Here is a 21,759-nt window from a genome sequence, read left to right as displayed (position 1 = left end):
CCCCGCCATGTTAGCCGAAGCACTCTGCAAACTTGAAGGCTTCACTTATGCACCATCAGATACATTTTATTGGCAACATGGATATTCTACAGAACGAGATTTTATTTATGTCACTACCCAAAATCTTAGTCATGAACAATTATCTCAACTTGCTGATGAAGTAGGACAAGAACGCACATTATTAGTTTTATGTAGTGCCTTTCGTGCCAAAGTTGATATCTTCCCAAATCTGACGATCAAAAAAATTCCTCAACAAATACTTTCACGCTGTGAATGGGGTCATGATGATTACAGTTTAAAAACCGAAAATCTGCCTAAAGCACCTCCAAAAATTGAACAACCATCACCACAAAAACCACAACAACAGCATATACAACAATCACTATTTTAAATGGATAACATACAATGAATAACATCGTTAATAACATTGCTCATCGTCTCAGTCTCAGACAACCTCAACGAAAATCATTAGAAATTTTAGATCGGATTTGTGAAATTTTACCTATCAATGAACAATCAGATATAGAAACAAGTTTGGCGAAAATTAATCAAGAGTTTCCTACAGTTACAGATTTTGAAAGAGAATTTCCATCACTATGTTTTGCACTAGCTACAGGTGTCGGTAAAACTCGATTAATGGGGGCTTTTATTAGTTATTTACATCTAGCTTATGACATCAAAAATTTCTTTGTTTTAGCACCTAATTTAACAATTTATAATAAACTAATTAAAGATTTTACACCTAATAATCCCAAATATGTATTTACGGGTATTTCTGAATTTGGAATCAATTCACCAATTATTATCACAGGTGAAAACTATGAAACCAATGCGAGAACAATTTTAGATCCACAAATTCCCTGCAAAATCAATATTTTTAACATCTCAAAAATTAATTCTGAGGTGCGCGGTGGTAAAAGTCCGAAAATCAAAAGATTATCTGAATATATTGGTGAAAGTTATTTTGATTATCTTTCCCAGTTAAAAGACCTGGTAATTTTAATGGACGAATCGCACCGATATCGAGCTTCAGCAGGTATTCGAGCAATTAATGAATTAAAACCATTAATGGGTTTAGAACTCACAGCTACACCTTCTATAGAAACCAGTAAAAAACCAGTATATTTTCAAAATGTTATCTATGAATATTCTTTAGGAAAAGCCATTACAGATGGTTTTGTTAAAGATCCTGCTGTTGTTACTCGTAAAGATTTTAATCCTGCCAGTTTATCACCAGCAGCAATTGAACAAATCAAATTAGAAGATGGAATTTATCTACACGAAAATATTAAAGCTGAATTAAAAATTTATGCTCTCCAAACAGGAAAGCCAATTGTTAAGCCATTTATGCTGGTTATTGCTCGTGATACTACCCATGCTACACAACTTTTAGAACTGATTAAATCTGATGAATTTGCAGCAGGGTTCTATAAAGATAAAGTCATTCAGGTTGATTCTAGTAAAACAGGATCTCAAGAAGATGAAATGGTAGAAAGATTGCTAAAAGTAGAACATCCAGATGAACCAACAGAAATAGTTATTCATGTAAATATGTTAAAAGAAGGTTGGGATGTTACTAATTTATATACTATTGTCCCTTTAAGAGCCGCAAATTCGCAAATTTTGATTAAACAATCAATTGGTAGAGGATTACGTTTACCTTATGGAAAGCGTACAGGTATCACTATTGTAGATCGTTTAAATATTGTTGCCCATGACAAATTTCAAGAAATTGTGGAAGAAGCAAAACGCCCAGAATCAGAAATTAGATTGCAACAAATTATTCTCACACCTGAAGAGTTAGAACAAAAAAACAAAACAGTAGTTTCACAGTCAAAAATTGCCCAAACTTTAGGAATCACGACGGAACAAAAGAGTGTACAAAATATAACTATTCCAGAAACAGAAAACCAAGATATTCAAACATCTATATTTGCATCTACCATCGAACAAAAGATTGCAAACCTGACTTACCAAGAAATTCAAAAGTTAGAAAATCAGCCGGAAAAAGTACCAACTATCTCCTATCTTTCAACACCAAAAGTTCAATCAATAGTGCGGGAAGCTGTAGCTAGAGAATATCAACCAGAACAATTAGAAATTGATGGGGTAAATACACCACCAAATATTGCAGATATTGTTGCTAAAACCACTAATTTAGTTATTCAACAAACCATTGATATTCCCAAAATTATTGTTGTTCCCCAAGGGGAAGTAAAATCAGGCTTTAGGTCTTTTGCTTTAGATGTGACAGATTTAAATTATCGTGTTCCATCCAAAAAAGAATTATATATCCAATCTTTAGCAACGGATGATTCTACGTCTTTAGAAATCAAAACAGACAATTCTGAAGAATTTCATTTAGAAAACTATATTGTCAAAAACTTAGTTAATTTTGATGATATTTGTTATGATGAAAATGCTGATTTACTTTATGATTTAGCAAGTCAGGTTATTAGTCATTTTCTCACTTACTTATCAGAAGAAGAGACACAGAAAGTTTTATATTATTACCAAATTGAGATTGCTAATGTTGTCCATAACCAGATGATCAAACATTTCTGGGAAGATGATAAGGTTGAGTACAAATACGAAATTAGCAAAGGTTTTACATCCTTAAAAGAGAGTGCATATACCACAAATACGAAGCATTATTTAGATTATAGAACCTCGCCTCCAGATAAAAGCAATATGTCCAAATATCTGTTTACAGGGTTTTCTAAGTGCCTTTATCAAGAACAAAAATTTCAATCAGAAGCAGAAAGGGTATTATCTATAATTTTGGAACGAGATGCAATTAAATGGTTTAAACCAGCAAGAGGACAATTTCAGATTTATTACAAATGGGATGGAAATTATTTAGAATATCAACCCGATTTTGTAGCAGAAACAGCAGAAATTATCTATATACTTGAACCTAAAAATCGAGATGAAATAGATAATCCTCAAGTGGTTGCTAAGAAGGATGTAGCCGTTAAATGGTGTCAAAATGCGTCTAACTATATGCTACAACACAATGGTAAGCCTTGGGTTTATGTGTTGATACCCCATGATGCGATCGCCCAAAATATGACTCTCACAGGTTTAAGCGATCGCTTTCAAACAAAGTAACAGGTGATAAGAATTATCATTGTTGACTCATCTTTTTCTCTAGTTCGGAAGGACTAATATATTCGTAATGTTCAAAAGGTTGATGAATCCAAGGATTATCGGGCAGATAATCAGTATAGTAATCAGGTACAACAACAGAACAAGCTTTATACCAAATTACAGCAGTGCGAATTTCTGCAATAGGGGATTGTCCATAGGAGTATAACCACGGAACTGTTTTTTGAAGAGTGACACCAGAATCTACTAAATCATCTACAAGCAGAATCCGCGAACCTAAATTTTCACTAGTCATGGTTAATTGACGGGAAATAAGTAAATTATTTCTCTCTTGTTTACCCATGTCGCTGTAAGATGAAGTAGATAAAATTGCCAAAGGTTGATTGTAGATACGGGAAAGAATATCTCCTACACGCAGTCCTCCCCTAGCTAAACAGACAATTTGGTTAAATTCCCAGCCTGATTGATAAATTTTAACGGCTAATTGTTCAATTTTGTGGTGGTAATCTGGCCAAGAAATGTAAAGGTCTGACATAGGATTAAAAAAGTGTGCTAATAATTATCAATTGTCAACTAATATGGGTGTAATTTATGGTTAAAGATAATTCTGACAACAAGGATTTTTACCAATCGCTAATTAGTAAAAAATTAGATTTAAAAACTAAACTAGCTTATGGGGCTGGAGATTTGGGTCCTGCGATTACTGCAAATATTGCTGTCTTTTACATGATGGTTTTCTTTACTAATGTAGCAGGAATTCCGGCGGGTTTGGCAGGTAGTATTTTGATGATTGGCAAAATTTGGGATGGTATCAATGATCCCATGGTGGGAATGCTAACTGATAAAACCCAATCCCGGCGCTGGGGTCGTCGTCTACCTTGGCTTTTATATGGTGCAATTCCTTTTGGTGTTTTCTTTTTCTTACAATGGATTGTCCCCCAATTTACTGCGGATAAAAACATTAATGTTTGGTGTTTATTTTGGTATTATGTAGCTATTGGGATTGTATCTCAGGCTTTTTTTACCGTTGTAAATTTGCCTTATACAGCCATGACTCCTGAATTAACTCAAGATTATGATGAACGGACTAGTTTAAATAGTTTTCGGTTTACGTTTTCGATTGGTGGCAGTATTTTATCATTAATTTTATCAAAAATTATTTTCTCACAAATTAGCGATCGCCAACAACAGTATTTAGTTTTAGCCGCAATTTGTACTGTAATTTCCATTTTATCTTTGTATTGGTGTGTTTATGGTGTGCGCGATCGCATTTTGGCTTTTGAAGCTAAACGTATACAATTACCAAAAGAGGCAGAAATTCCCTTTTTTGAACAGCTAAAAATCGTCTTTACTAATAAACCCTTTCTCTTTGTAATTGCTATCTATCTTTTTTCTTGGTTAGGTGTGCAAATCACAGCCAGTATTATTCCCTATTTTGTCGTTAACTGTATGAAACTTAAAGAGGGAGATGTGCCAACGGTGATGATTGCAGTTCAAGGAACGGCTTTATTTATGTTATTTATTTGGAGTTATTTAAGTCAAAAAATTGGTAAAAAACTGGTTTATTTTCTAGGAATGAGTTCTTGGATTATTGCTGCTGGTGGATTATTTTTCTTACAGCCTGATCAAATTGGTTTAATGTATATGATGGCTATAATGGCAGGTGTGGGAGTTTCTACAGCTTATCTAATTCCCTGGTCAATGATACCTGATATTATTGAATTAGATGAATTACAAACCGGACAAAGACGAGAAGGAATTTTCTATGGTTTCATGGTTTTACTGCAAAAATTTGGTTTAGCTTTGGGGCTATTTTTAGTCGGTAATACTTTACAAGCTTATGGTTTTAAAGAGGCTGTTATTGGACAAAGTTCCTTACCTGTACAACCAGAATCTGCACTTTTAGCTATTCGTATCGCTGTTGGACCAATACCAACTGTTTGTTTAATAGCAGGTTTGGTGTTAATGTACTTTTATCCCATTACCCGCGAAATGCACGCAGAAATAATGCTAAAACTACAAGAAAAACGAGAAAGAATATAGCGTTTCCTAGTCTAATGAGGTACAAAATCATCTGTGTTTATCTGCCTTTATCTGCGTTTATCTGCGTTTAGTTCTGACTTATTGTACCTTACTTGCATGGGAATTGCTATATAAAGATTTAAAAGTTATATAGCAACGAGTAAAGAATAGTTAACAAAGTTGAAAGTTTTTTGGTAGACAATGCCCACCGTACATAATATTACAAAAATCAAATATTATTTCTATATAAATTATCTCTTCGATGTTATAATCAACTAAGTTAGATGATCAATAAGTAAATCTCTTCCAACAAATACTAGAGAACAAAACCATGACATCATCTCTTTATGAAACAGATTACAACCAATGGACACAAGATACTATCCAACAAATCCAAAACCGTGATTTTGAAAACATAGATTGGGATAGCTTAATCGAAGAACTAGAAATTATGGGGAAAAACGACAAACGCGCCCTAATTAGTCTGTTAACCCGTGTTCTAGAACATCTTCTCAAATTGTCTTACTGGGAATCTGAAAAACCAATATCCGGTAATCACTGGGCTGCGGAAATTGTCAACTTTCGCGCCCAAATTCAAGGACGTTTGGAAGATAGTCCTAGTCTTAATTCTCAATTACAAACGTTCTACGAAAAAGCTCATCCTGTCGCTATTAAATCCGTTTCCAAGTTATGTTCACTTCCCCCAGATGCTCAGATTAGCCTATTGCAAGCCCTAGATGACAACTGGTTTCCAAATGACATCTCAAATGATTAAATATCACAATATTCAACAGCAGAAGCAGATACAATTTACATAATGAACTCTACACAAGAACAACTAAAACTCAAATTAACACAGGCTTTAGTGGCTGCTTTTGGTACAGATTACACCAATACAGATCCAATTTTGGTGGCTGCAAGTAATCCTAAATTTGGTGACTATCAAGCTAATGTGGCTTTATCCTTGAGTAAAAAGTTAGGAAAGCCACCCAGAATTATCGCTGGGGAAATTGTCAATAAACTAGATGTATCTGATATTTGTGAACCTCCAGAAATCGCTGGACCCGGTTTTATTAACCTCAAATTACAAACATCTTATTTAGAAGCACAACTTAACGCCATTCAATTAGATTCTAGATTGGGAATACCTAAAGCGACAATTCCCCAAAAGCAAATTGTGGATTTTTCTAGTCCGAATATTGCTAAAGAAATGCACGTTGGACATTTACGTTCTACGATTATTGGTGATTCCATTGCCCGGATTTTAGAATTTTGTGGTCATGATGTTTTAAGATTAAATCATGTTGGTGATTGGGGTACACAATTTGGGATGTTAATTACTCATCTTGTTGATTGTTATCCCGATCTACAGGGTATTATGTTTATGGAAACTCCTCTAGGCAACTATTTACTTGGTGATGTAAATATAGGAGACTTGGTTGAGTTCTATAGAGAGTCTAAGAAGAAATTTGATAACGATGAAGAATTTCGAGAAAGATCCCGAAAAGCAGTAGTAAGCCTACAATCCGGGGATAAATTCACAAAAGACGCATGGGATCTTCTTTGTGAGGCTTCTCGAAAGGAATTTAAAATCATTTATGATTTACTGAATATCAAATTAATAGAAAGAGGTGAATCTTTTTATAATCCTTTATTACCAAAAGTTGTTAAAGATTTAGCAGCAACAGGATTGTTAGAAGAAAGTCAAGGGGCAAAATGTGTTTTCTTGGATGGTTTTACTAACAGAGAAGGTAATCCTTTACCCTTAATTGTCCAAAAATCAGACGGTGGTTATAACTACGCAACCACAGATTTAGCAGCTTTAGGTTATCGCATTCAAGAGGATAAAGCCAAGCGGATTGTTTATGTGACAGACGAAGGACAATCTAACCACTTTGCCCAATTTTTCCAAGTAGCAAAAAAAGCCAATTGGATTCCTGATGATGTGGAATTAGTTCATGTTCCTTTTGGGTTAGTATTAGGTGAAGATGGGAAAAAATTTAAAACTCGTTCTGGGGATACTGTGCGGTTACGAGATTTATTAGATGAAGCTATTAACCGCGCTCGTGCAGACATAGAAAAGAGATTACAAGAAGACGGACGCACAGAAACAGAGGAATTTATCCAAAATGTCGCCGAAATAGTGGGAATTAGTGCGGTTAAATATGCAGATTTAAGCCAAAATCGCACCAGTAGTTATGTCTTTAGTTATGACAAAATGTTATCTCTCAAAGGCAATACAGCCCCTTATCTTCTTTATGCTTATGTGAGGATTCAAGGTATTAGTCGTCAAGGGAATATTGACTTTACCAACTTGGGAATAAATCGTCAAATCTTACTAAAAGAAGATGCAGAATTAACTTTAGCTAAACATCTCTTGCAACTTGATGAAGTGATTAAGGAAGTAGAACAGGATTTATTGCCAAATCGGTTGTGTGATTATTTGTATCAACTCAGCGATAAGTTTAACAAATTCTATGAAAATTGTCCTGTTCTCAAATCAGAAGAACCTGCTAGAACTTCGCGGTTAATGTTATGTGATTTAACTGCAAAAACGCTGAAGTTGGGATTATCTTTGTTAGGAATTAAGGTTTTAGAAAGGATGTAAATAGAAGCAGTGGGTAGGGGTTTAGCTTTTGCTTTACCCTGACATAATATCAAACAGATTCAATATTTTCTTGATCATATTCCGGTATTGTTCTAAATTTATCTATTGCTAAATTTCATCTTTATATTGACAAATCCTGATGTAATATTATAAAATAGAGAGGGTTAAAGTTTATCAAAAATAAATTATGGGAATTGAAGAATTATTACTACCATTTCGAGAAGAAATATTAAAGATTGCCACTAAATATGGTGCTGATAATTTGCGGGTTTTTGGTTCTGTCGCTAGAGGTGAAGCAACAGCAGATAGTGATGTAGATTTTTTAGTAGAACTTAAACCACAAAGTAGTTTATTTGATTATATTGGTTTAATGCAGGATTTAGCAGCATTGCTAGGACGAAAAGTGGATATTGCTGAACCTGATAATTTACATGAATTAATTAGAGATAAAGTATTAGGTGAAGCTGTACCGTTGTGAAAGATGAGCGTTTATATTTAAGTAATATTCAAGAATGTATTGAACGGATAGAGGAATATACAAAAGGTGGTAAGGAAGAATTTATGCAAACCAAGATGATTCAAGATGCTGTAATTCGCAATTTTGAAATCATTGGGGAAGCAACAAAAAGATTATCACCTGAGTTGAGAAGTAAGTATTCTGATGTTCCTTGGCAACAAATGGCAGGTTTACGAGATGTTTTAATTCATGATTATTTAAAGGTAAATCTTAATTTAGTTTGGCAAATTATTGAACAGAATTTATCTGATTTAAAAAGGCAAGTGAGACGGCGATCGCACCATTCAACTTACCTATCCCGTCTTAGCAGTGGGGAATTATCAGTTAGTTATTGATGCCGCTCAATTAAGCGATCGCGCAGGTAATGCCCTCGGAGTTGAAGATGTCATTAAAACCTTTGATATTACCCCAGAATTAATTTTCACCGCTGCTCAATCTGGTTTTGTCGGCTTTTCTGGAACTCCCGTTCTGATTACAACCTTTGAAATTGCCCCCAACACGACCCTACCGACTCAAATTAATGATAATTTCTGGGATTTAAGTGGTGGTTTCGATGCGACCCTGAAAATTAAGTAAAGTTATCTTATCATTGTTCCCAAATAAGGTTTGGACGTAAATGAATAAAAAGAGTCTCAGGGGTCTAGGTTTATTAACAGTAATGCTATATTTAGCTACTGGTTGCGGTCTGAGTAATTCTCCCATTACGCAGAATCGAGGATCAGAACGTACTCTTAATTTTCCGACTAATCGTTCTTTAGGTAAACTCTATATCCTAGAAGAAAATCTTCATTTTTCGAGCAGTTCAGGTGAGGAAGAAAAAGGAGAAGCACAAGGTAGGGTTCCTGTTGTCGTACCAGAAGGGTGGTTACTAGAATTACGGATAAGTCCCGAAGCCTCTACTGATCTTTCAAGCCTTTCGACTCTTAACCCAAATGGTTTACAGGCAATTTCTTTGTACAATACCCAAGTAACAGATGAAGGATTAAGCCATCTTCAAAAATTATCAGGGTTAAAAATTCTTGATCTTTCTAACACTAAAATCACTGGCACCGGACTTGCTTACTTTAACGAACTTTCTGGATTAAAAGTAGTGGATTTAACCTTTACAAGCGTTACTGATTCAGGACTAGCTGACCTTAAAAAAATCCCTAATCTTCAATCATTGAATCTTTCTAAAACAAAGATTAGTGATGGCGCATTGGGCTACGTTAAAGAACTACCACAATTGGAAAATCTGGAACTTTATTATACCAATGTCGGTGATGCTGGTCTTCAGCAGATTCAACAACTTACTCAACTTCAATCTCTCAATATTGGATGGACTCAGGTAACAGATGCTGGACTATCTTATTTGGTTGGACTAACACAATTGAGGAAATTAAATTTAGATTCAACCAAAATTTCTGATGTTGGACTTGAGAAACTGGAGACACTCAGCAATCTTCAAAGTCTAAGTTTAAATGACACAAATATTACCGAAAATGGCTTTAAAAAACTAAGTCAATATATCTCACCTTGCAATATTGATACTAATACAATTGATAAAAAAAGACTTTTTCCTTCTTGTTATGCACCATAGTGCGATCGCTTTTAAGAATGTGAGAAGGCGATCGCTGTTTGGGGATATGTGGGAGGGCGATCGCTTTTGGGATGTGGGAGTGCGATCGCTTTTTGGGGATGTGGAGAATCGAGAACTAGTCATCTCTATTTCCACGAGTTAAATAACGGACTTCCTCCAATAAAATATTAAATCGCTGATCGCTTTCAGCTTGTCTTTGTTTGATCAATTCCATTTCACGCTGATTTTGAGCAGCTACTTGTAGCAATGCTTGAGCCGTTACTCTCAACCCATCTATGCTATCTTTAACTTCAGTTATACTTTCCCTAACTTCAGTCACACTTTCTCGCAACTCAGTCACACTTTCTCGCAACTCAGTCACACTGGAAGCCAAATCATCAAGCATTTCATCATTCCACCGTTGTACACTCATAGTATGTTTTTAATATTGCAATTAAACTAATATTCTAATTATACCAAAGATATCGCTTTTGGGAATGTGAGAGGGCGATCGCTTTTTGGGGGATGTGGGGGTGCGATAGCGCAAGCACTGACTTGTCAGTTCACTGTTTGGGATGTGGGAGGGCGATCTCTTTTTGGGGATGTGGGGAGTGCGCTCGCTTTTTGGGATGTGGGAGTGCGATCGCTGTTGTTAATGTGAGAGGGCGATCGCTTTTTGGGGTGTGGGAGGGCGATCGTCCCAGTGCTGACTTGTCAGTTCGCTCTCAATGGAGAAATTTTTGGAATTAAATTAATCTGTTAAAATTGGTTCAGGTAAACAACTCCAAATGTAAAATCAATGAAAATTAAAGCTATTATTTATCCTGCCCAAGAAGGAGGTTACTGGGCTGAAGTACCTGCACTTCCTGGTTGTATAACAGAAGGGGATACAATGGAAGAATTAATTAATAATCTTCAAGATGCTATACAAGGTTGGCTAGAAGTAGCAAATGAAATTCAAAAACCAGATCCAATCTCACAAGTGATTGAAATTGCAGTATGAAATCAATTTCTGGGAAAAAATTATGTAAAATTGTTGAGAACAAAGGTTGGATTCTCAAAAAAATTACAGGCAGTCACCATATTTATGAAAAACCTGATGAAAGTAAAATTATTTCTATTCCTGTACATAGAAATCAAGATTTAAAACTTGGAACTTTAAAATCAATCATGAAGATAGCTGAATTGCTAGAAGATGATTTGTAATTAATCTTTGTTGTGTAGGCTATAACATACGTTAGTCTTAGAGGGCGTTTGAAAACTTTACCGAAGGCGATCGCTGTTTTGGGATGTAAGGGGCGATCGTTGGTTTTAGAAATTGATGCGATCGCACTAAAATGATTGCAGTAGTATCTTGCAAGGTAGCCAACTATATGCCATTAAAAGAACTCTTAAACGAAGCTAAAAATTTAGACATTCAGGAGCAAATCCAACTAGCTACACAACTATTGCAATGGGTAGAAATAAAGATTAATCAAAAGCCTCAAGACTCCTCATCCAAACAGCTACGCCAAGCAGCACTTGGTTTAGGATCTTGCATATTTACTGCTGATTTTGACGATCCATTACCCGATGAGTTTTGGCTAGGAGAATCATGAAATTTTTGCTTGATACTCATGCTTTCATGTGGTGGCATAGCGATCCAGAGTGTATTCCTAAAAGCACAATACACTTACTTCAAGATCCTGATGTTGAAAATGCAACATTAGTTAGCCGTGACTCCGTTTTTAAAAGTTACGAATGCTCCGTGATTTGGTAATTATCATCTTGTGAAATTAGCGATCGCTTTTGGGGTGTGGGAGTGTGATAGCGCAAGCGCTGACTTGTCAGTTCGCTGTTGGGGATGTGGGAGGGCGATCACAAAACTTCAAAAAGAACGATACCATTAAAATAAGTCAAACTAATATCGCTTTTTAGGATCTGGAAGTGCGATAGTGCAAGTGCTGACTTGTCAGTTCGCTTCTATTCTCTCTTTATTTATGAATCAAAATATTATTAATACTTTACATCAACAGGGTTTAGATCATTATCGTAGGGGTAATTATCAACAAGCAATTGCTAGTTTTGATGCGGCTTTAGAATTATCTGCTAATTTTTCGACTGCGTATATTAATCGTGGTAATATCTTTCATATTTTAGGTAATTATGAAAAAGCGATCGCTGATTATGACCAAGCTATAAATATCAATCCTAATTTGGCAGAAGCTTACCATAATCGTGGTAATAGTTATTATGCTTTGCAAAAATACCAAAATGCTATTAATGATTATAATCGTTCTCTAGAAATTAATCCTAATTTGGCTACAGCTTACTACAATCGCGGTTTAATTTATGCTCATCTCCAAAATTATCACCAAGCAATTAAGGATTTTAATCAAGCATTAACAATAGTTCCTGATGATATTCAAGTTTACTATCAACGGGGTTTAATTTATGGCAATCTAGGGGATTATCACCAAGCAATTAGCGATTATAATCAAGCATTACAAATTAATCCTGATTTAGATAAAGTATATGCTTTTCGAGCTAATGCACATCACCAATTAGGAAATTATGAAAATGCAATTACTGACTATAATCAATCATTACAAATTAATCCCCTTTTAGCTACAGCTTACTATGGACGGGGAACGGTGCGGGAAGCTATGCAGGATTTTGTCGGTGCTGTTGCAGATTATACTCAATTAATATCAATCACCCCAGAATTTGCTCCAGCATATTGCAAACGAGGTGACGCTCACAAGTTTTTAGGTAATATACAAGCAGCAATTAAAGACTATAACCAGGCTTTAACAATAGATTCTGACTTTTTAGCCGCCTACTATCACAGAGGAAATATTCGTTATATAATCAAAGATTTTACTGGTGCAGCTAGTGATTTTACTGAAGCTCTACGATTAGATCCCCAATCCGCTGTATTTTATAGCGATCGCGCTAATGCCCGTTATGCTCTGAATGACTATAAAAAAGCCATATCTGATTATACCCAAGCAATCAGTATTAACCCTAATTTAGCTGAAGACTGGTTTAATCGAGGTCGTAGTTACTTGCTTATAGGAGAATTTAAAGCAGCATTGACAGATTTAAACCAAGCAATACAATTACAACCACGTTATCCCCTAGCCTATTTAGTTAGGGCGGATATACATAGACAACTAGGGAATCAGTTAAACGCCATTACGGATTTCCGCAAATCCGCTGATCTTTATTCCCAGTCAGGAAATATACAATATTATCAGGAGATTATGAAGCTGATTTCCAGAATTTCCGAGGTGGGTTAACAATAGCGTCACCCACCACACCATGTTACCAATACATTACCAATACAGGTTACTCTATCGTAGATTTAATTTCTCGATAGCGTTCCTGAAGATCCTGAATCGTAAATAAGGTCTGAAATTGCAACCCAGCAGACTCATATAACGCCCCACCCCCTTGCAATCTATCTATCAGTGATATTACTGTATTTACAGTATAACATGCTGCCTGTAATTTTTCCACGGCTTTGAGTGCAGATTGTCCAGTTGTTACCACATCTTCCAAAACTACGACTTTCGCACCCTGGGGTAAACTCGGACCTTCAATGTAAGCCATTGTACCGTGTCCCTTGGCTTCCTTACGGATAATTAAAGCTGGTATCGGTCTATTTTCATAGACAGAGACTACACTCACTGCTGATACAATAGGATCAGCCCCTAAAGTTAAACCAGCTACAGCCTGAGTATCTTCAGGTAAGATATGTAACAATAGTCTCGCCATGGCTAAAGCACCCTGGGGATGAAGTGTTACTTGTTTCCCATTAATATAGTAAGAACTACGTTGTCCAGAAGAGAGAACAAAATCACCCTCTTGATAAGCAAGCTGACAAAATAAATCTAGTAGCTGATGACGGAGAATAGTTAAGTCAGTAGTAATCGCCCAAATATCTGAGTTATTATGGGTTTGAGTGGAATAAGACATTATAAACCATGAAAAATTGTGTGAAACCAAAGCTAAAACTCAATAGAGTTTTCAAATTAAACATAAATTAAGACTTAACTCAAGCAAGCATAGACTTTTATAGCCTTGTAAATAAAATGAGCGCGGAGGGACTTGAACCCCCGACCCACAGGACCGGAACCTGTTGCTCTATCCACTGAGCCACGCGCCCTTGCATATACATTCAATACTATAACATACTTTTTGAATTTAATGGGAATTTAATGACAAGAAATTTTCTGGGCTAACCAGTTTCAGTATGAAATTTAAAATAATTACACACTATTTGTTGCTGCTTGATTTTATACTAATATATTTATTTAGTTATTTTAACTACATTTTATTTTTAAGTTATGGTCAGGATATGATTTAAAAATCAGCCGTAATTTACCAGGAATTATCTACAATTCAAAATGAATAAAAGTATATTTACTTGATTAAATATTTCCGAAAATCAAGGAGATACAAATAATGATATTTTTCATGATTAGATTGGTAAGATTTTGGCATAAATTACCAAATTTTCCTTGTGAAAATGGGGGATTGATGATTAGCGAAAGTACAAAATATTATATTCATCCTGAGAAAATTGTAGTTCGCCCATGGTTAGGTGAACATAATGTATATGCTGTGTTTATGCTACCAAATAATTATTCACATGATCCTTTAATTAGAGTTAATTTACCAGTTAATCAAACCTTCTGCGGAGTTGTAGCAGATCGTAGTCAAACTATAGCTGGAATTAACGCTAAACCGGGACATTATTTAGTAAAAGCATATTTACAAACACGCACTGCAATTAAGTTTATTCTCACAGGTAAAATCAATGATCTCAAACAAGTAAAAAATTGGCAATTAGGTTATGGTCAAAAAGAGAATTAATAACCCTTTGGAGAACCATCACCGCGAGGATCGGCCGCTGCTTCTAGGGTATCATCTTCTGTAACTGTGATGGCATTTGCATTACCCCAAGGTCGAGTTTCCGTGATTCTATGTCCCCGTCGGCGCAAGTCTTCAGCGGTTAACGCATCTAAACCCCATGCTTCCACTCGCAATTCATCTGGTAGCCATTGGTGATGTATGCGGGGGACCGAAATCGCTATACCAACATCCATTTTGGATTCTAAAACATTCAAAATTATTTGTAATACTTGGGTAATAATGGTACTACCACCTGGCGCTCCGACAGCCATTCGCAAGCGATTATTTTCGGTGATAATGGTGGGTGTCATACTAGAAAGGGGCGTTTTTTTGGGTGCTATACTATTAGCTTCCTTACCCACTAAACCAAAGGCGTTTGGTACTCCTGGTGCAACTGCAAAATCATCCATTTCATTATTTAAAACTATTCCTGTTCCGGGTGTGACAATTCCCGCACCAAAACCTAAGTTAATTGTGAAGGTTAAACTGACGGCGTTTCTATCTGTGTCCACTACATTTAAATGACTGGTTTCTGTTGATTCATGAAATTTTGAAGTTTTGAGTCCAGGTTTAATTTCTGTTGATGGTGTTGCCATTTTCATGTTAATTTCTTGGCGACGTTTTTGGGCATAAGCTGGGCTAATAAGTTGGGAAATTGGAACTTTAACAAAATCAGGATCACCTAAATATTCTGCGCGATCGCTATAGGCAATTTTCATTATTTCTATGATTAAATGTATAGCATCGGGATGATACCATCCCCAAGACTTTAAGTCTGTGTCACCGATCATATTTAACATTTGTAATAAGTTAACTCCTCCAGATGATGGTGGGGGCATAGAACATATTTTACTTTTACGAAATTTACCACATACAGGATTGCGCCAGATTGCTTGATATTGTTTTAAATCTTCAATAGTAATTAAACCACCATTTTTCTTCATATCTGAGACTATTATTTCAGCAATTTTTCCCGTGTAGAAACTTTGAGGATTTTCAGAAATTGCTTCTAGAGTTTTAGCTAAATCAGTTTGAATTAATTTTTCTCCTGGTTGATAATATTCACCATTACGAGTAAATATTTTTTTAGCTGCGGGGTTTTTTAGTATTGCTTGTTTACGGATTTCGTAGGCTGCTGAAGAACGCCAAGCAACCCTATCACTAATTATAAAACCATTTTTAGCCAGTGCAATTCCAGGTTTCATAACTTCTCGCCAAGGTAACTTACCATAACGACGATGAACTTCGTACATACCTGCTACAGTCCCGGGTGTTGCTACTGCTAAATAACCAGTAATACTCGCGCCAGGTCGCACTTTTCCCTCAGCATCTAAATACATATTTTTAGTAGCTTTAATGGGTGCGCGTTCTCGAAAATCTAAAGCTTTAATTTCCCCGGTTTTTTGAGAATGAAAAAGTAAGAAACCACCGCCACCAATACCAGCAGAAAAAGGTTCAACGACTGAAATAGCGAAGGTTGTAGCTACTGCTGCATCTACGGCATTTCCGCCTTTTTTTAACATTAAAAGTCCAGCTTCACTGGCCAGAGAATTTGCAGAAACTACCATTCCCCTTTTACTACGGAGGGGCAGGGTGATGGTAGCTGATACGGCTTGACTGGTGAGGATAGCAGCAAAGGAGATAAAGGAGATGATTAGGTGTTTTGTTTTGGTAATCATGGGCATTTTTACGGTAAATTAAAGCGTGCAAAAACTAGTTAAATGATAAAATACTAATTATTCATCCAACAATTTTATTCTGATTAAATCAATATTCCCGCAATTCCAGCAGTAATAAAACCTGCCAATAATCCGCCAATCATTGTTTTTACCCCCATACGTGCTAAGTCTTTTTGACGGTTTGGTGCGATTCCTGTCATGCCACCAATGGTAATTCCTATTGAGCCAATATTAGCAAAATTACATAAGGCATAAGTAGCAATAATTATTGAACGTTGAGAAATTTCCTGTTTTTTAATCAGTTCTCCCAAATCCAAATAGGCGATAAATTCATTTAAAATCGTCTTTTTACCTAATAAAACCCCAACTTGTCCACAGTCGGCCCAAGTTATCCCCATTAACCAGGCTACAGGAGACATGATAAAAGCCAACATCCATTCTAGTGATAATTGCGGATAACCAGATAATTTTCCCAACCAACCTAAACCAGCATTAACAGCGGCCAATAAACTTAAAAAAGCAATAATTATTACTCCCACATTCACTGCTAATTTTATACCATCAATTGCCCCAGAAGTCGCTGCGTCAATCACATTAACATAATTACTTTTGATATCTATATTAACTTTTCCAGTAGTGTCCGAAACTTCTGTTTCTGGATACATAATTTTTGATACTATCATAGAAACAGGAGAAGTCATAAAAAAAGCTGCAATTAAATGTTCTGGGGGAATGCCAAAAGATAAATAAGCACCTAGTACCCCACCAGCAATAGTAGCAAAACCACCAGTCATAACGGCGTGTAATTCGGATTTAGTCATATTTGCTACATAAGGTTTCACCATAAGTGCCGCTTCTGTAGGTCCTAAGAAAATATTTCCCGCACAAGACAAAGATTCAGAACCCGATGTTTTCATGGTTTTCATCATTACCCATGCTAAACTGTTAACAACTCTTTGCAAAATACCATAGTGGTAAAGAACACTAATAAATGATGAGAAAAAGATGATTGTTGGCAGAATTTGAAAAGCAAAAAAATGATCTTTGAAATTTTCACCAAAGACAAATTTTGCCCCAACATCAGAAAAAGCTAAAAAATTAGCAACCATATTTCCTAAAGATTTAAATAAATTCAAACCCCAAGGAGTTTTGAGAATTACTAAAGCTAAAACCAATTCTAATCCTAACCCCCAAACAACGGTCCGCCAACGCACAGCATTACGGTTAACAGAAAGGGCATAGGATATGGCAATAAAAATGCAGATTCCCAAGGCAGAAATAACACGCTCCATATTCGGTATTTTAATATTTTCGTGGACAAAATGCGGACAAGATTCAGATTGTTTACCAACGGTAGGAGAACCTAATTGAGTTTCTATATTTAAACCTTTTGCACCTCCTAAAAATGCCATTTCTATAGCTTGACGAGGTGTAATCTAGTTTTGATAATCTGGTTCTGTAATATTATACAAAATCGTACCAAAAATGCGAAGCGTTTCCTAGTCTAATGAGGTACAAAATTATCTGTGTTCATCTGTGTTCATCTGCGTTTAATTCTAACTTCTTGTACATCACTTGCGTTGTAATTGCTTTGATATGTATATAAATATTTATACATGAATTATCTACATATATTTATGGTAAAGAATAAATATAGTATAAGTATACTATATTTGTAGCTGTAGCCACTTCAATTTATTAAAATACTTAACATTAATTTACATTTATTTATTAGGAATTTTTTTATTAGTTGTGCTAGGCTGAACAACAGCAATTATTGCTAATAATTCTTAAATAAGAGAAGAGCTTTCTAGGAAATTAATTTTTAAATAGCCTTCTCCATTAGGTTTTTCACCCTACTGATCTTTGCCGTTTCAGCTAGGGTGTTAGGTTTTGCGGCATAGAGTTGTAAACTTAATTGATATAAATAATCAATTAAGTTATAGCTATTTGGCTTAAATTTACTGAATGTAATTCTCATTAATAGCAAACAAAAGGAGCTAATTAACGCTATGAGTTTTAATTTGAACTTAAATCCTGTAAGTGACTATGGCTTAATGCCAAATACCAATGAGTTGATGTTTTACGGTAATGGTAATGATTTAATTACTAGTTTCAGTAATACTCAAGCAACAATTTATGCTGGCGAAGGGAACAATATCATTAATAGTGCAGCAGGTAACGATATCATCTATGCTGGAGCGGGTCAAGACTTCATCAACGCCGGCAATGGTAATAACACCATTTTTACTGGTTTTACTGGTGGAGGTGTTAACAGTGTTATTACTGGTAATGGTAATGATACCATTTTTGCTAGTTATAATAACGACATCATCTATACAGGTGATGGTAACGATGTCATTTATACTGGTGATGGTAATAACATTATTAATGCAGGTACGGGAAATGATCGGATTGTCCTGGGCAGTGGTCAAGATAAAATCATTCTTGAAGGTGGTAACGGCTCTGTCACCGTGTTTGGGTTTAATATCAACAGCGATAAGGTGAGTTTGGGAGAAAGCTTACTGGGCAAGTCATTACAATTTGTTACTCAAGGTTCAGATACATTAGTCAAAACTGGTACTGATCTACTGGCGACCCTTAAGGGTGTAGTTAAGAGTTCCCAAGCCTTGTTAGATCAAAAACCTCTCTATAAGTATAATGTGACTGATTTGGGTTCTTTAAGTACAAATACTAACGGTACAGTGGTAGCCGCCTCCATTAACGACTTTGGGCAAATTGCTGGGCGATATGATACTGGTGCAACGTTTATCAACCAGAACGCCACAACAAATCTTACTCAAACAAATAATGTCCGCCAAGGATTCATTTGGGAAAATGGCTCTCAAACTGCCTTGACTAATACAGGTATAAAAAACGGAGAGTCTGATTTTGGTGCTGCCAATGGCGCAACTGTCACTTTGCTGACAACCAATGTTAATACAATTGGCAATTCTGGAATTATTTTGGGAACGGCCGACGAAGTGCGTCAACCCATACCTAAAGCAACAGATCGAGCATTAGTTTGGCAAAAGAATGGCAGTAATTACGACTTAACTATCAATGACTTTGGTGGTCTTGAAAGTTACTTATTCGATGCGAACAACTTAAACCAGGTTGTGGGGCGTAATATCCTGTCCTCAGGTCAGGATAAAGCTATTTACTCAGAAAATGGACTGATCCAAGAACTGACAACTTTAGGAGGTGATGGTGGTACTGCACGCGGTATTAATAATAAGGGGCAGATAGTTGGCTACGTAGACAGCGATGGCACTCTCAATGATCAGTTTGTGAATACGGCCGTGATTTGGCAAAAAAATACTAGTGGTACTTATACAATGCAAAACCTGGGCACTTTTGGCGCAGAAAAAGCCACTTTACGGGATATCAATGATGCGGGTCATATCATTGGCTCAACCAATAATGGTTCGGGAGCAACTGCAACGAGTTCCGCATTTTTACTCAGAGGCGGGAATTTCACAGACCTGGGTAGCCTTGGTGGTAACACTGGTTCAGCTAACGGAATCAATGAATTTGGACAAGTGATTGGAACTTCCCAACTAGCTTCAGGTATAAACCATGCTTATGTTTGGAATGGCGGCGTGATGAGCGATTTGAATAATTTAATCACTACACCATTAACCTATAACGGTGCAACTGTCACCCTGAATAATGCTGTTAGCATTAATAATTTTGGGGATATTGTTGCAACTGGTACTTATACTTATACTAATAGTACGGGGCAAGCTCAAACGGGAACTCGTTCCTATTTACTGAAAGCGACTTGGTAAAGGATAGGTCATAATTGATTCAGTGAGGTATTTTATGACCTCACTGACCACTTCCTGAAACTTGTGATATTTTTATATTTATAATTTTTTTCTGTAGGTTTACCCGCCAGACGCAAGATATGAGTTAACCTAATTTGCTATAAATTAAACAACAATAAGAACTGGCATTTATGAATCTACCCCTGCGGAAACTAGGATTTTTACCAAATGCTTGGCAAGTAAATCAAACATTTGCAGATATTACCCGTCCCGAAAAGACCCCACAACCAGTTATTTTAGCAACAGAAACTAAAACTCTGCGCTGCGATTTATCCAAAGCTGCTATTATTGTCATTGATATGCAGAATGATTTTTGTCATCCTGATGGTTGGTTAGCACACATTGGTGTAGATGTCACCCCCGCCCAGCAACCGATTGCACCTCTGCAACAATTATTACCACAAATTCGGGCTGCTGGTGTACCTGTAATTTGGTTAAATTGGGGGAATCGTCACGATTTATTGAATATCAGCGCCGGGTTATTGCACGTATACAACCCCACGGGGGAGGGTGTAGGATTAGGTGATGCTTTGCCCAGCAATGGTGCTAAGGTACTAATGAAGGGAAGTTGGTCTGCTGCGGTGGTGGCCGAATTGGAACAACTACCAGAAGATATCCACGTTGATAAATATCGCATGAGTGGATTTTGGGATACTCCTTTAGATAGTATTTTACGAAATTTGGGTATAACTACAATATTCTTTGCTGGTGTAAATGCTGATCAATGTGTTTTATCAACTTTGTCTGATGCCAATTTTCTAGGATATGACTGTATTTTAGTTAAAGATTGTACTGCAACAACTTCCCCGGAATATTGTTGGTTAGCAACTTTATATAATGTTCAACAATGTTTCGGTTTTGTCACTGATTCCTCGGCAATTTTGACAGCAATTAATAATTAATTCAATTCAGCGTAAAACACCAATTACCAATTAAGAATATGTACACTACTCGTTGTGTAATTCCAGTTATTAAATCTCCTCAAGATTATCAAGCCTATCGTATTAGTCCCCAGGACTCTAACCGATTAGCAATTATCTTTGATTCCACCAGTGCTAACACTTCTTTAACTTGTTGTGTGGAAATTTTTGACGTAGGTGGAAAAACACCACCAAACCGTCATGAATGGGCAGTAGAAATGTTTTTTATTCTCAAAGGAGAAGGAATTGTCATTTGTGATGGTAAAAAGGTCAATATCAAGGCTGGAGATAGTTTGTTAGTTCCACCTACAGGGACTCATTTGATTAGAAATACTGGTAAAAATCGTCTTTACGCATTGACGATTATGGTTCCTAATGAGAATTTTTCGGAATTAATTCGCAGTGGGATTCCTGTAGAATTAGATGCTGAAGATATGACTGTTTTAGGAAGATTGGACTCTTTAACATTTTTCTAGTATTTTTATAGTTTTAGGCGATTTGAGGGTGTAACAACAAAGGTTTTTGCTGATGTTTGTTTACACTCTCAAGTTTAATTTTTTAGTTGCATATTTTGTTTTTCATCTGAAAATACAAATGTTGATTTTATACAGCGGTTTA

24 protein-coding genes, 1 tRNA gene and 1 pseudogene are annotated in these 21,759 nt (G+C 36.1%); 19 read left to right on the top strand and 7 right to left on the bottom strand.

Features of this window, described 5'->3' with window-relative positions:
* Positions 1-391, top strand: a 391-nt coding sequence (locus ACIR131C_RS26180; protein WP_196811791.1) for a hypothetical protein, incomplete at its 5' end; no start/stop codon positions are given.
* Between the two features lie 14 nt (positions 392-405).
* A complete protein-coding gene (locus ACIR131C_RS0116885) occupies positions 406-3,111 on the top strand; it encodes a DEAD/DEAH box helicase (RefSeq protein WP_028091154.1) in 2,706 nt (901 codons plus the stop codon).
* A gap of 16 nt (positions 3,112-3,127) precedes the next feature.
* Here ACIR131C_RS0116885 and ACIR131C_RS0116880 read toward each other — a convergent pair whose 3' ends face one another.
* The gene (locus ACIR131C_RS0116880; RefSeq protein WP_028091153.1) at positions 3,128-3,643 is read right to left on the bottom strand and encodes a phosphoribosyltransferase; all 516 of its coding nucleotides are present in this window, start codon (positions 3,641-3,643) and stop codon (positions 3,128-3,130) included.
* A gap of 56 nt (positions 3,644-3,699) precedes the next feature.
* On the opposite strand from ACIR131C_RS0116880, the gene ACIR131C_RS0116875 reads away from it, so the two are divergent.
* The 8 genes from ACIR131C_RS0116875 to ACIR131C_RS25700 all read left to right on the top strand — a co-directional run bounded on the left by ACIR131C_RS0116875 (position 3,700) and on the right by ACIR131C_RS25700 (position 9,976).
* Positions 3,700-5,151, top strand: coding sequence for an MFS transporter (locus ACIR131C_RS0116875; protein WP_028091152.1), 1,452 nt, complete (start codon positions 3,700-3,702; stop codon positions 5,149-5,151).
* A gap of 310 nt (positions 5,152-5,461) precedes the next feature.
* The gene (locus ACIR131C_RS0116870; RefSeq protein ID WP_028091151.1) at positions 5,462-5,905 is read left to right on the top strand and encodes a DUF29 domain-containing protein; all 444 of its coding nucleotides are present in this window, start codon (positions 5,462-5,464) and stop codon (positions 5,903-5,905) included.
* 42 nt (positions 5,906-5,947) lie between these two features.
* Entirely contained in the window at positions 5,948-7,738 is a 1,791-nt protein-coding gene (gene argS / locus ACIR131C_RS0116865) for an arginine--tRNA ligase (RefSeq protein WP_028091150.1), read from the top strand.
* Between the two features lie 187 nt (positions 7,739-7,925).
* A complete protein-coding gene (locus ACIR131C_RS0116860; RefSeq protein WP_028091149.1) occupies positions 7,926-8,216 on the top strand; it encodes a nucleotidyltransferase family protein in 291 nt (96 codons plus the stop codon).
* Positions 8,213-8,590 carry a HepT-like ribonuclease domain-containing protein gene (locus ACIR131C_RS23065; protein ID WP_231395481.1) on the top strand — a complete coding sequence of 126 codons (378 nt, stop codon included), beginning with the start codon at positions 8,213-8,215 and terminating at the stop codon, positions 8,588-8,590. Before ACIR131C_RS0116860 ends, ACIR131C_RS23065 begins: the two co-directional genes overlap by 4 nt.
* Positions 8,565-8,831 carry a hypothetical protein gene (locus ACIR131C_RS0116850; protein ID WP_028091148.1) on the top strand — a complete coding sequence of 89 codons (267 nt, stop codon included), beginning with the start codon at positions 8,565-8,567 and terminating at the stop codon, positions 8,829-8,831. Before ACIR131C_RS23065 ends, ACIR131C_RS0116850 begins: the two co-directional genes overlap by 26 nt.
* A gap of 40 nt (positions 8,832-8,871) precedes the next feature.
* Positions 8,872-9,834 carry a leucine-rich repeat domain-containing protein gene (locus tag ACIR131C_RS23990; protein WP_028091147.1) on the top strand — a complete coding sequence of 321 codons (963 nt, stop codon included), beginning with the start codon at positions 8,872-8,874 and terminating at the stop codon, positions 9,832-9,834.
* Positions 9,824-9,976 (top strand): hypothetical protein, encoded by a 153-nt coding sequence (locus tag ACIR131C_RS25700; RefSeq protein WP_155963162.1) that lies wholly within the window; start codon positions 9,824-9,826, stop codon positions 9,974-9,976. The genes ACIR131C_RS23990 and ACIR131C_RS25700 overlap by 11 nt, the downstream gene beginning before the upstream one ends.
* Here ACIR131C_RS25700 and ACIR131C_RS0116840 read toward each other — a convergent pair.
* On the bottom strand, positions 9,950-10,246 hold the full coding sequence (locus ACIR131C_RS0116840) for a hypothetical protein (protein WP_028091146.1): 297 nt from the start codon (positions 10,244-10,246) through the stop codon (positions 9,950-9,952). The genes ACIR131C_RS25700 and ACIR131C_RS0116840 overlap by 27 nt on opposite strands.
* Positions 10,247-10,437: 191 nt before the next feature.
* Between ACIR131C_RS0116840 and ACIR131C_RS27120 the strand changes: the two genes are divergently transcribed.
* The 5 genes from ACIR131C_RS27120 to ACIR131C_RS23050 all read left to right on the top strand — a co-directional run bounded on the left by ACIR131C_RS27120 (position 10,438) and on the right by ACIR131C_RS23050 (position 13,094).
* The gene (locus ACIR131C_RS27120; RefSeq protein WP_269208808.1) at positions 10,438-10,563 is read left to right on the top strand and encodes a hypothetical protein; all 126 of its coding nucleotides are present in this window, start codon (positions 10,438-10,440) and stop codon (positions 10,561-10,563) included.
* Positions 10,564-10,612: 49 nt separating this feature from the next.
* On the top strand, positions 10,613-10,816 hold the full coding sequence (locus ACIR131C_RS0116835; RefSeq protein ID WP_028091145.1) for a type II toxin-antitoxin system HicB family antitoxin: 204 nt from the start codon (positions 10,613-10,615) through the stop codon (positions 10,814-10,816).
* Positions 10,813-11,019, top strand: a complete 207-nt coding sequence (locus tag ACIR131C_RS0116830; RefSeq protein WP_028091144.1) for a type II toxin-antitoxin system HicA family toxin — start codon at positions 10,813-10,815, stop codon at positions 11,017-11,019. Before ACIR131C_RS0116835 ends, ACIR131C_RS0116830 begins: the two co-directional genes overlap by 4 nt.
* Before the next feature lie 167 nt (positions 11,020-11,186).
* On the top strand, positions 11,187-11,411 hold the full coding sequence (locus tag ACIR131C_RS0116825; protein ID WP_028091143.1) for a hypothetical protein: 225 nt from the start codon (positions 11,187-11,189) through the stop codon (positions 11,409-11,411).
* 342 nt (positions 11,412-11,753) lie between these two features.
* Positions 11,754-13,094 carry a tetratricopeptide repeat protein gene (locus ACIR131C_RS23050; RefSeq protein WP_231395480.1) on the top strand — a complete coding sequence of 447 codons (1,341 nt, stop codon included), beginning with the start codon at positions 11,754-11,756 and terminating at the stop codon, positions 13,092-13,094.
* A 49-nt stretch (positions 13,095-13,143) separates the two neighbouring features.
* On the opposite strand, the gene pyrE is transcribed toward ACIR131C_RS23050, so the two are convergent.
* Positions 13,144-13,773, bottom strand: coding sequence for an orotate phosphoribosyltransferase (gene pyrE / locus ACIR131C_RS0116810; RefSeq protein WP_028091142.1), 630 nt, complete (start codon positions 13,771-13,773; stop codon positions 13,144-13,146).
* A gap of 117 nt (positions 13,774-13,890) precedes the next feature.
* A tRNA-Arg gene (locus ACIR131C_RS0116805) sits at positions 13,891-13,963 on the bottom strand.
* A gap of 311 nt (positions 13,964-14,274) precedes the next feature.
* Here ACIR131C_RS0116805 and ACIR131C_RS23045 point away from each other — a divergent pair.
* The gene (locus ACIR131C_RS23045; RefSeq protein ID WP_051347600.1) at positions 14,275-14,673 is read left to right on the top strand and encodes a hypothetical protein; all 399 of its coding nucleotides are present in this window, start codon (positions 14,275-14,277) and stop codon (positions 14,671-14,673) included.
* Here the strand turns inward: ACIR131C_RS23045 and ggt are convergent.
* The 3 genes and pseudogenes from ggt to ACIR131C_RS26855 form a co-directional block, all read right to left on the bottom strand.
* Positions 14,670-16,391: a gamma-glutamyltransferase gene (gene ggt, locus ACIR131C_RS0116795; RefSeq protein WP_417033472.1), complete on the bottom strand. Its 1,722-nt coding sequence runs from the start codon at positions 16,389-16,391 to the stop codon at positions 14,670-14,672. The two genes, ACIR131C_RS23045 and ggt, sit on opposite strands and share 4 nt — an antisense overlap.
* 83 nt (positions 16,392-16,474) lie before the next feature.
* The gene (locus ACIR131C_RS0116790) at positions 16,475-17,683 is read right to left on the bottom strand and encodes a NupC/NupG family nucleoside CNT transporter (protein WP_028091140.1); all 1,209 of its coding nucleotides are present in this window, start codon (positions 17,681-17,683) and stop codon (positions 16,475-16,477) included.
* A gap of 42 nt (positions 17,684-17,725) precedes the next feature.
* Positions 17,726-17,890, bottom strand: a pseudogene (locus ACIR131C_RS26855) (amidohydrolase); the annotation flags it as partial.
* Between the two features lie 513 nt (positions 17,891-18,403).
* Here ACIR131C_RS26855 and ACIR131C_RS23040 point away from each other — a divergent pair.
* The 3 genes from ACIR131C_RS23040 to ACIR131C_RS0116775 all read left to right on the top strand — a co-directional run bounded on the left by ACIR131C_RS23040 (position 18,404) and on the right by ACIR131C_RS0116775 (position 21,617).
* Positions 18,404-20,182 carry a hypothetical protein gene (locus ACIR131C_RS23040; protein WP_051347599.1) on the top strand — a complete coding sequence of 593 codons (1,779 nt, stop codon included), beginning with the start codon at positions 18,404-18,406 and terminating at the stop codon, positions 20,180-20,182.
* Positions 20,183-20,352: 170 nt separating this feature from the next.
* Complete coding sequence (locus ACIR131C_RS0116780) at positions 20,353-21,123, top strand: cysteine hydrolase family protein (protein WP_028091139.1); 771 nt, start codon at positions 20,353-20,355, stop codon at positions 21,121-21,123.
* A gap of 38 nt (positions 21,124-21,161) precedes the next feature.
* On the top strand, positions 21,162-21,617 hold the full coding sequence (locus ACIR131C_RS0116775) for a cupin domain-containing protein (protein WP_028091138.1): 456 nt from the start codon (positions 21,162-21,164) through the stop codon (positions 21,615-21,617).
* The last annotated feature ends 142 nt before the right edge of the window (positions 21,618-21,759 follow it).

The sequence above is a fragment of the Dolichospermum circinale AWQC131C genome, from assembly GCF_000426905.1.
In the GTDB taxonomy this organism is placed as follows: domain Bacteria; phylum Cyanobacteriota; class Cyanobacteriia; order Cyanobacteriales; family Nostocaceae; genus Dolichospermum; species Dolichospermum circinale.
The sequence above is the reverse complement of the archived record's forward strand: the minus strand, read 5'-3'. Positions and strand labels throughout refer to the sequence as shown.